The sequence below is a fragment of the Vibrio sp. 10N.286.49.E11 genome (assembly GCF_041469505.1).
In the GTDB taxonomy this organism is placed as follows: domain Bacteria; phylum Pseudomonadota; class Gammaproteobacteria; order Enterobacterales; family Vibrionaceae; genus Vibrio; species Vibrio crassostreae_C.
Window position 1 is genome coordinate 1 of the sequence record NZ_JBFRKQ010000157.1, and the last position, 9,630, is coordinate 9,630.

General features: G+C 43.6%; 11 protein-coding genes. 4 read left to right on the plus strand and 7 right to left on the minus strand.

Annotated features, from left to right (window positions below; all coding sequences use genetic code 11):
* The 7 genes from AB4167_RS22010 to AB4167_RS22040 all read right to left on the minus strand — a co-directional run.
* Nucleotides 1-831, minus strand: an 831-nt coding sequence (locus AB4167_RS22010; RefSeq protein ID WP_372137028.1) for an ISL3-like element ISVa7 family transposase, incomplete at its 3' end; no start/stop codon positions are given.
* A 329-nt stretch (nucleotides 832-1,160) separates the two neighbouring features.
* Nucleotides 1,161-1,607: a DUF4365 domain-containing protein gene (locus tag AB4167_RS22015; RefSeq protein ID WP_136979613.1), complete on the minus strand. Its 447-nt coding sequence runs from the start codon at nucleotides 1,605-1,607 to the stop codon at nucleotides 1,161-1,163.
* A gap of 2 nt (nucleotides 1,608-1,609) precedes the next feature.
* A complete protein-coding gene (locus AB4167_RS22020) occupies nucleotides 1,610-2,227 on the minus strand; it encodes a hypothetical protein (RefSeq protein ID WP_136979611.1) in 618 nt (205 codons plus the stop codon).
* A gap of 38 nt (nucleotides 2,228-2,265) precedes the next feature.
* A complete protein-coding gene (locus AB4167_RS22025; protein WP_136979609.1) occupies nucleotides 2,266-3,552 on the minus strand; it encodes a hypothetical protein in 1,287 nt (428 codons plus the stop codon).
* A gap of 3 nt (nucleotides 3,553-3,555) precedes the next feature.
* Nucleotides 3,556-4,266, minus strand: a complete 711-nt coding sequence (locus AB4167_RS22030) for an SGNH/GDSL hydrolase family protein (protein ID WP_136979607.1) — start codon at nucleotides 4,264-4,266, stop codon at nucleotides 3,556-3,558.
* Between the two features lie 97 nt (nucleotides 4,267-4,363).
* Nucleotides 4,364-5,263: a YafY family protein gene (locus AB4167_RS22035; protein ID WP_136979605.1), complete on the minus strand. Its 900-nt coding sequence runs from the start codon at nucleotides 5,261-5,263 to the stop codon at nucleotides 4,364-4,366.
* Nucleotides 5,264-5,293: 30 nt separating this feature from the next.
* Nucleotides 5,294-5,941 (minus strand): HEPN domain-containing protein, encoded by a 648-nt coding sequence (locus AB4167_RS22040; protein ID WP_136979603.1) that lies wholly within the window; start codon nucleotides 5,939-5,941, stop codon nucleotides 5,294-5,296.
* Nucleotides 5,942-6,132: 191 nt separating this feature from the next.
* Between AB4167_RS22040 and AB4167_RS22045 the strand changes: the two genes are divergently transcribed.
* From AB4167_RS22045 to AB4167_RS22060, 4 genes are read left to right on the plus strand one after another with little or no spacing between them, the layout of a single operon-like run.
* Nucleotides 6,133-7,461, plus strand: coding sequence for an ADP-ribosylglycohydrolase family protein (locus AB4167_RS22045; protein WP_206361189.1), 1,329 nt, complete (start codon nucleotides 6,133-6,135; stop codon nucleotides 7,459-7,461).
* A 1-nt stretch (nucleotide 7,462) separates the two neighbouring features.
* Nucleotides 7,463-8,044 carry a hypothetical protein gene (locus AB4167_RS22050; RefSeq protein ID WP_136979601.1) on the plus strand — a complete coding sequence of 194 codons (582 nt, stop codon included), beginning with the start codon at nucleotides 7,463-7,465 and terminating at the stop codon, nucleotides 8,042-8,044.
* A 24-nt stretch (nucleotides 8,045-8,068) separates the two neighbouring features.
* Nucleotides 8,069-9,121 (plus strand): hypothetical protein, encoded by a 1,053-nt coding sequence (locus AB4167_RS22055; protein ID WP_136979599.1) that lies wholly within the window; start codon nucleotides 8,069-8,071, stop codon nucleotides 9,119-9,121.
* Between the two features lie 49 nt (nucleotides 9,122-9,170).
* Nucleotides 9,171-9,599 carry a hypothetical protein gene (locus AB4167_RS22060; protein WP_136979597.1) on the plus strand — a complete coding sequence of 143 codons (429 nt, stop codon included), beginning with the start codon at nucleotides 9,171-9,173 and terminating at the stop codon, nucleotides 9,597-9,599.
* The last annotated feature ends 31 nt before the right edge of the window (nucleotides 9,600-9,630 follow it).

Below are 9,630 nucleotides of genomic sequence, written 5' to 3' on the forward strand. Positions count from 1 at the left end.
AAGCCGCGATGAACCTAAAAATAGCGTCCCTTTAAGCATTTTCTTCTCGTCATGTGTTCCTTTCCTAAACGCTTTATTACGCTCTTTCCTTATCAGAAGAGAGTAGTTCTGCATAACGTGAAACCGGTCAAAAACGATGTCTGCATTCGGAAGAGCGTTTCTCACTGCTGATTGGTAAGATTGCCCCATATCCATTGATACCGCTTGGATGCCGTCTCTCGTTTGCGGTGATAATTGTTCAAAAAAGTTGATGAGTACGTTTGAAGTCCGCCCATGGTCAACCCAAATAAGTTGTCCTGAAACGAGATCATAAACGACGGTCATATAGTCATGGCCTTTAGCCCTGGCGACTTCATCAACGCCAATATGAACAAGGTTGGTCAACCTCTTAGGCTCTAAAGCGGGCAAGGTAGATAACAGAAATGCTTTATCGATATTTTTCACGGTTTCCCAGCGTATGTCTAAATGCTTAGACACTGCGTGGATGCTCATATAGCGGCATAGTCCACTAATAAAGTGACAGAATCTCTTGGTATAACGACTCCCCTTATCAACAAAATCAGTCGCTTCAACCAACCTTCGGCCGAGCCTATCTCTTGTCTGAGCCAATTCAATTTCTATAACGCAAGGGCGACCACTGACAGGTAAATCCGACAGGCGACGGTGAACATAGTGGTCGACTGTGCGCGGTGCTCCAGTCTCAGGGTCAACAACTTTACAGCGTCTATCTCGCTTGCATTTGACGAGTACTGAATGAGAGCTTTCTTCGAGCGTTACAGACTGTACGGATTGGCCTTTAAAGTTAAATAGAGCGGAAGATAATAACGACAAACTACAATACTGAGATATAAGGTGGGAAGCGATTATAAATCAATGTGTTACCGGTTTTATTGTTAATTTATAGACTCATCTAAGCGGAGAAGAGCCGCTGATTTTTGGCAAAGAATGGATTGCAAGTACCGAATGATGACCCTCGTTACTTCTTGGTGTCGCTCGTCTGTCAATCAGTGTTGGGAGACTTTCTTCTGCATATCCGAGCAATTTACTTAATGTAGGGCGGGCTTGTTCAACAACCAGATAAAGTGTCGGCTGTGCGATACTTATCCTTATTTGTTAATCAATTATTTTTAACACCTTTCAAAGACTGCTATCTGGGTTGATTAATGGATTGTTGCTGCAAACTTTTCAAAGGAGTACTTTTCTAACAATGGGACTCGTCTCTTCGTTAATTGTATTCGGTATTCAGGCGCACTTTTTAGGCCTTCATAACTTTTATAAATGAGTAAACCATCCTCAGAGCACCACATATCCCCAGAAAATACGCTAATCGTGGGGCTTTCCCCTTCGATGAGGCGAACAAGAACAACCAAGAAACTAGCACTAGTTTTAAATTTTGATTCAGTAATAAATTGCTGATTTTCATTAGTGATAGTCTTAACCTGAACTTCGAAAAACTTGCCACCTTTGCGCGCGATAAAGTCAATTCCTCTATCGTCTACTTCCGCTGTGTAAACTTCGAAACCGAACATGGTAAATTCCATTTTTGCAAAGTACTCACCATATGTTCCTTTTTGTTGGTTATTTAATTTTTTCCATTGATATCTCATGTTTATTCCTTTGTTAGTTTTAGCTTTTCACAAACTGTGAAAATCAAATCCGCCAAATCAGAAATCGTAGCGCAGTCGTAATAGCTACCAAATTCGTCATCCAATGCCTCAAATGTCGCGCCGGCTGCATTGTCCACTTCCTTAATGCCAACAAGGTCGGAAAAGTCGAGCATAAACATCGTTGCAATCATGATGCCTTTGTCTTCCATACCGCCGACGGCATTACCATCTTCGTCTTTACCACAAAATATCCGCCCGTAGGTGACGTCCTCAAAAGGCACATCAAGCTCTCGTGCCCATACCATGCGCTCAATATCATCGGCCAGGTCACTGTCAGGTTTGATCTTCTCTTGTGGTAGTTCGAAATAATAGGCGAACAGTTCAATCAAAAATGCAGTGATCTGTTTATGGCTGGTGGTCACGGACAAATGAATAGTTGGACACTTTGTAAGTAGTAGCCGCTCTTGCCCTTCTGATAAGTCATCATCCAGCGTCTGAGGCAACACCGGTGAGGTGGGTGTTATTTTGATGAATATCGGCTTTGCTTCCTTAGTCGTATTGTCCAACTTTTCTAGGGTTTTGAGTTCTTCCTGTGTTGCCTGTTGTTCTGGGTAACTCATACAGTTCCTTTTTTAATCGAGTTATGTTTGCTTTGATTTCACTTCATCAAATTGGCAATCTGCTGCTCAATATCAGCTTTCTGTTGCAGCAATTTGGTGAGTTGGCTGTATTTATCGTCAAGTTCACTTGCACTCTGCGAGTTAAGCTGCGGAATCTGGAGTTTGCTGAGCTGTCGAGGACGGAGGCGAATCTGCGCCAGTTCGTTGACAGAAAAGTCGCGAAAGGTGTATTCAAGCAGCCTTTGCCCTGCGCGTGAGGTCAAGAAAAGAAACAGTCGTTTGCCATCCCAATGTTCATTGCCTTTGGCACGTAACACTGCAAACAGCTCGGAGCATAAATACGTGTGTTGATCTTCAATGGAATAGTAGGTGACCTTGACGGTTTTTCGGTCTGCGCTTTTGTACAGCAATACATCGCCTGGATTAACAGGGCTATAACGTTGTACTTGCAGTGCTTTTCGGCGTGTCGCTTCAATGTGCTCCAGCTCAACCAGACCAAATTTATTGACAGATTTAGGTGTGACAAGTTGAACCTCAACCTCTTCTGACGAGTTTGGCGGTAGCTCTTCAGCTTGGCCTTGTCGAGCAGGTATCACCACGTCGAAAACGCTATCAATGTCGCTCCATTCCGAGCTCGCCACGGAGTACTTGGATTCAATCTCTTGCTTGAGAACGTTTAGGTTATGTTCAAAACCTAATTCATGCATTTTATTACGAAAATAGCGTTGGACGAGAGGGTGCCAGGGTGCACACAGTGTTTCAATGGCATCACTGTCGGTGGCGATTTCTCTGTTGGTTGGCGACTTATCTTCATTTTCAAGCAAGGCAACACACTGGCTAAAGTCATTCCAAATATTCATTAGCTGGTTAGTGCTTTCACTATTAAGGAATGCCGCCATTTCACTGCGAGACTCTTCAATTCGAAACGTCATTTTGTGTTTGAAGCGTCTGGCATCCACTCTAAATTTAACGTGAGTTTGGTTTCTAACGGAAAGCTTGGCCAGCATGTCAGACTGATATAAAGGGTAATCAATAGTGAAGTTGTCCCAGCTTTCGAGCGCTTGTTTTAGTCTGCTTAGGCTTGCTGGAGTGATAAAGATCTTCTGATATTGCTCTACAAAGAACATTCCCCCTAGCGGCGTCAGTTTCGTGAAGTTTGTTGTTGCGGTTGTAAATTCACCTTGAGTTAAAATATCAAGGTCAAAAAAATAGGGTAGAGTTGCAACGAGTTCTTCAAGTGCTTGTTCTAGTGCAAAGCACCCTTGCTCTTTTTGCTGTGCAATAAATTGATCGCGTTGTTCAAACCATTCTTTGCTGAGGCTCATTTGTTAAACTCCCTGGAAGTTGTTTCGGCGTTGCGTATATTGATCAAAAATTGACTGCGCGATTTTCGCTGCACCTTGCTTTGAAGGTTCAATAGGTGAAACTGGAGCGTAATCTTCAGGCTCATTGCAAATGACGCGTAAATCGAGAACGGGTAGTTGGCACTCGGCCGCTTCTCTTAAAATTACTTCGTTGAATATCCCCGTAGCGATTTTCTCAGCGTTAGATAGCGTTGGCACACCGTCATAAACCGTACAAATGGTGAGCTTAGGGAATTTAGCAAGAGTTTTAGTTAGCATTTGCTGGTAGTTCTGGCGAAATTGTTCTCGTACTTGGTGAAGTGAATCTAATGCATTGCCAATGCTGTTCGCATCAATCTCAAGTAAACCTGAAGCGGCATAACCGAGTAAGTCATTACCGCCACAAGAGAGAAAGGCAGGTTGAAAATTGAAATACCGACTTTCCTTAGCTCGTTCTATCTGGCTTGGAAGGTTGGCTATAACGTGCCCATCGACAGCAAGCAGTTCGACTTGCGTGGTAGTAGAGTTGATACCCGCTGGCTTTTCCGCAGCTTCAGCCTGGATTAAGCTTGTCAATTGTTCAGAAACTGACTCTCCAGCCTTTACATACGGCGCATTGTCAAAAATCGAATCCCCTAATAAGACGATTTGATTAGGTAAGTATTGCGCTGTTGGCTCACTAATTTCTATTTTCATAATTTGTACCGGTCATCGAACTGTGTACTTACCGTACTTGTTTTAACGCTAGTGCGTAAGTGTCGCAAAATGGTACATGCTTCATTTTGACAGCGTATTAAAGGCGTTTTAGTAGCCCTCGTTCTTGCAGTAAACGGGAGAGCTCTTCACGATTTTTAATCCAGACTTGCTGGTGCCCTGGCTCTGTTTGCACGTGATTGAGGCTTAGCCCTAGACCATGAATGAGGTAGTTTACCTGTGACAACCTGCTTGGTATGACAAGCTCCCCGTCGCACATCCCGTAATCTCTCTCTATTAGAGACACTTGATGGTTATTAAGTCGAGGATCGGCTTGTAGTATAAGATTAATGGGTGTGTTCCAATCACTGTCTTCTTCTATTGGATTGGGGGAAGCATCGAGAATGTCAGGTTCACCAATAAAGCGACTTAACACGAAATCACGATAGGCTCTGTTTTTTTCACAGTACGCTCGAACATGCCAGCGCAGAGGGGTCTCTACCAATGAGTGGGGGGCGATAACTCGAGCCTCTGGTTCTGTCGAACTCATCGACAAATATTCAATTTCTAATCTCCGTCCTTTGCTGATTGCTCTCACGAGTGTGCGCATTATAACGGGGTCAATCGCCCGTGTAGGAGGCATCACTGAGGTAACTTCCCGAAACCCAAGTGCGGAATGATTGTTTTTGGACACGAGACGTTCATTAAGTGCTAATAGGTTAAGGTACTCGTCGACACTACCCCGAGTAAAGAGTGGTTGAAAGTTCTTTGATGCGGTATAGCCAGCATTTTGCATGTCATATTCGAGGTTGCTAGGAGCATGTTCAACCTTGTAGGTGTTAATTTCTCTAGAGGCTTGTTGCCTTCCAATGTCGAAACAGCTGCACAAGTGTTTTGTGGTCACTCGACCTTCCCAATAGGCGATGATTTCTATGACTTGGAAGCGTAGTAGTGTCTTTTTGTTTATTTTTGTTGTTAGAGTTTGTGCTTGCTCGATCATTAAACTACTCAAATGGTAAAGGTTAGGTGGTTAGTCGATAACAGGGTAAATAGAGTCGCCCCAAAGTTCATTGGGGTGGTTCATCATAATCTCGATGAGAAGTGGGATAACTTTTGCCATGATAGCTGTGCAGTCAGCGATTTGTTGACGGTTTACTTTTCCGTTCCAAGTAGCGCCTCCATGCAGAAGTTGATTTCTTAGCGTGTATAGGCGACTAAATACTATCGATAACACAATCTCGGTTTGCTCACTCGCGAGTGCTAAATGACTGGCGTGAATAGATTTTGTGCGCAGTTGCTTCCACTCATCTTGGCTAACGGTACCGTTTTGGGCATCCCAATAGGATTCAAAGATAAACTCATTATTGAGAACCACACGTATCGTGTTGGTATATTCCTGCCATACAAATTCAGCCAGTTGACCCTCATTGTCTAGAGAGACAATCTTTGAAAGGAATTGCTGAAACTTACCTCGCTCGCTCATTAATATTGAACGGTCAATGTGTTGAGCATAGGCTGCGTTAAAGGCGATCCAGTAGAAGATAAATTGGCTGTCTAAATCGCCCGATTGTTCGGCTTTGTTGAGCCAACTTAGTGCTCGATGGACACGAACCGCCAATGATCTTGTGTGTTGATCTCTGACTTCTCTGTGTTTCGATTTTAGCCTTTCGTAATGCATACCAATCCTTTGATAATGCCTGTAGGGTTGATTTTCTAGAATGCAACAAAATGAGTAAGCGGTGTTAAGAGGTGGATCAAGAAACGGACGATTGATGTATCAAATATTGGCATGTACCAAAATGGGACACTTATGTAAGTGATAGGGATCAGATAGGATAGTCGTTGAATTTATCGGGAAGAGGGTTCCATTTGAGTCGTTCAGAAAATCACGAAGGTAATAAGCAACTTATATTAGATAAAGCGAAAGGTGCAATGACGGGTTTGGCTATGGGAGATGCGCTAGGCACAACACTGGAGTTTTGTCCCAAAGATAGCTATTCGCCACTAACAGATATAGTAGGTGGTGGCCCATTTCACTTAAAGGCAGGTCAATGGACTGATGATACTTCGATGATGTTGTGTTTGGCAGACAGTCTTTTGGCTGTGGGTAACCAAAACGCTGAAGACCAAATGGAACGTTACACGGCTTGGTGGAAATTTGGAGAAAACTCGGTCACTGGTCAATGTTTCGATATCGGCAATACAGTTCTTGACGCTTTAACCTCTTTCGAATCTACGAACGTTGCTATTGCAGGTTCAGCTGATGAATGGAGTGCTGGAAATGGCAGCTTGATGCGCTTAGCCCCCATACCTATTTTCTATTCTTCTTTCCGGTCAGTCGGCGAAGATGACGCTGTTAAAGCGGCAAGGCATAGTTCCGTTACCACTCATGCGGAGAAAAGAGCTGTTGAGTCCTGTGAAATTATGGCTTGGCTAATGTATCGAATATTTGATGACCTGAAAGGTACGTTAAGTAAAGCCGAATTATTCGCCCAACTGGAAAACTATTGGGGTAGCGCAGACATTCACAATGATTTACGTGAGATAGTGAATGGTTCATTTATAACTAAGACAAGGCAACAAATTGAGGGGAGTGGATTTGTTGTTAAGTCGCTCGAGGCGGCATTGTGGTCTTTTGCTCATAGCAGCAGTTTTGAGCAAGGAGCACTATTAGCGGCAAATTTGGGCGCTGATGCAGATACGACGGCTGCAATCTACGGGCAACTCGCTGGCGCATTCTATGGATATAGCCAATTGCCAAAGTTATGGCTTGAGAAACTAGCTTGGCGAGATCATATTGAAGAGCAAGCAACATTGCTGGCAATGCTTCCTACGTTTGAAGATCTTGCTTCAATGCTCAACCAGATAACGAGTATGCCTGAAAGCTCATTGCAAGAGTCTATCTATCCGCTGTTGTATGACTATGGCTGTATCTTGGTTGATTACCGTTGGATGGATTTTCCCAATCGAGCGCTGATCGCGACTGATCTCAGGGCCCCTGTTGCAGAGAGTTATCAAAAACAGCAGTTTCTTGAGCGCATGAGCTATGTTGAGGGCTTTCAAGTGATCACAACCATCATTAGAGGCGACAGATTTAATGATGGTTTATGGCAAAAATTTGTAGACGATGGTTCACTATACGTCTGGCTAGAACGAATGACACAATTCGCAAATAATAATGAAAATATTAGAGGTTAAAATGGAACAACAGGTTCAAAGTTTGTATGCCAATATCACGTTAAACGATGTTCAGTTGGCCGCAATTTACTATCCAATTTTAGTGGATCTTGCTCGTCATAAGCATTGCCTGACTTATGGTGAGCTGGTTAAGCGAGCTAAAGAATCACATCCTGATGCTGAATACGTGCAACGTGCGATACCCGTGTCGGCTGGTCGCAAGCTTGACGTTGTACGATTGTTTACCTCTGAGCGCGGCTTACCTGATGTGACATCCCTTATTATCAATAAGACTGCGGGTGAATGCGGTAATGGCGTTACTGAGTACTTCAATCCCGTTAAGTTAAGAGACGAAGTGTTTGCTTATGACTGGTCTTCAGTCTCTGACGATTTTGATATGTACATTGAAACGGCGGAACAAAAGGCTACCCCTCCCGTTAGGCTTTCACGTGCTGATGCAATGACAATGACGTTGGACTTTTTTAAAGCCAACAAAGCAAGTCTTCCGAAAGCTACTTCCCAACATAGAGACGACATCATCAACTTGATCCTTGATGGGTATAAAACTGAAGAGGCGTTTAAGTTGGTTGGTGATAGCCTATAAATTGGCTTTTATTGGCGAGGTGAGATGAATCAATCAGATAGTTTTGGGGGAAATACGATGACGAACGAAAACTTAACGGCGTGTCTTGCGAAGCAGTTTTGTGATGGGTTGTGGGATAGCTACACCAAAAAGTATCCCGATTTCCTCAATCGTATAAGTCCCATATTTGTGCATTTGGCGATTTATCAGCACCTCGTTAGCCAGCGCTCTATCATTGGCAGTAAAGGGCGACAACGTCAGCAAGAGTTAGTCGAATCGTTTGAGCAGTGGTATGAGGGAATAGAGCATGCTCGTGCCATTGATTGGATTGACCTAAATCTCGCAGCGCTAGATACAATTCAGGGCAATACAGGCGACTATAGCTATGGCTTTGATGCGGCGGGGGGCTTTATTCGTGATGATGGTACAGAACAGGCCTGGGAAAGCAGTATTAACCACCAGCTTTTTCAGGCATTGCCAATAGTATCTTCAATTGTTGACGCCAATAACCATAATAAAGAGATCGTTAGGCAAATTGAGAATCTGTTATCAGCTCTTGTACCTTTTCCAATTACCACTCCGATACCTGGCGAGCTAGAATTGTTGTCGCTAATGGTCGATGATATTTCACGCTTGTTGATTGGTAAACCACATGATGCGGGCAAAGCGCATGCTTTAGATGGCTATTTATATCTATTTCAAAGTGCGGTACTCGGGAGCCATAGAACCAAACAAGAATGTGTCCAGCTCGCGATTTCGATTCATGAAAGAGTTACGAATATTCAAAACGAGGGGAGTGTGCCTCGGCTCATTGATTCATTCTGGCAAATGGGTTTTGGTTACTCTGATGAGTTAGTTAAAGACTACAACCAACTGGTTGTAATGTTGGATAGCCAGGTGTGCACCGTGCATAGAGAGGATATCGATGATGGCTTTGAGCTGAGTGTTTGGCGCTATCCGTTTAAGGAACAAACGCAGCAAAAGATTATTCTAAGAGGTGACGGAAAGTTTAAGCTAATGGGCGAAAAGCCGCTCATTTTTGATGATCCTCGTATGGTTGTAGATCTCTTGATGAGTATGGCATCACGTGACAGTTAATAAGATCGTCTGGAGAGTAATAGTCCCACTTGTTCGGGGAGTATGTCTCGTGATATCGCCACTGTTACTTCGCTATATCAGGAGAATCAATAGAAAACATATTCCACTCGCCAACTCATGCCAGGAAGTTGTCCCTTTCTTGTCGGTTTACTTCAGTAATGAATTGTTGGCCAAAACGAAGGTGATTTATGTCAAGGAAGTGCCAAAATTACTGCCTTCGGGGTTGTTATTTGGCAAGGCGGCAGGGATTGCCCTTGAAGACACCGTCTACGTGAAAGAAGAATATAGATATCGCTGGCACCTCCACTTTCACGAACTTGTTCATACTCAGCAATGGCAACGGTTAGGGTCGATTGAGTTTTTGTCTCAGTATATCGTTGAGGCATTGACTCGTGGGTATCGTTGCAACAATTTTGAAGTGGAAGCCTTCGAGCTTGAAGAGCGGTTTAAACGTAATGATGTTTTTAGGATTTGTTGACCTTTGCGGCTTTGTTAATGATATGGACACT

Coding starts and splice junctions, on each gene's coding strand:
- AB4167_RS22015 (WP_136979613.1), bottom strand. CDS start 1,607: ATGAGATATCAATGGAAAAAATTAAATAACCAACAAAAAGGAACATAT.
- AB4167_RS22020 (WP_136979611.1), bottom strand. CDS start 2,227: ATGAGTTACCCAGAACAACAGGCAACACAGGAAGAACTCAAAACCCTA.
- AB4167_RS22025 (WP_136979609.1), bottom strand. CDS start 3,552: ATGAGCCTCAGCAAAGAATGGTTTGAACAACGCGATCAATTTATTGCA.
- AB4167_RS22030 (WP_136979607.1), bottom strand. CDS start 4,266: ATGAAAATAGAAATTAGTGAGCCAACAGCGCAATACTTACCTAATCAA.
- AB4167_RS22035 (WP_136979605.1), bottom strand. CDS start 5,263: ATGATCGAGCAAGCACAAACTCTAACAACAAAAATAAACAAAAAGACA.
- AB4167_RS22040 (WP_136979603.1), bottom strand. CDS start 5,941: ATGCATTACGAAAGGCTAAAATCGAAACACAGAGAAGTCAGAGATCAA.
- AB4167_RS22050 (WP_136979601.1), top strand. CDS start 7,463: ATGGAACAACAGGTTCAAAGTTTGTATGCCAATATCACGTTAAACGAT.
- AB4167_RS22055 (WP_136979599.1), top strand. CDS start 8,069: ATGAATCAATCAGATAGTTTTGGGGGAAATACGATGACGAACGAAAAC.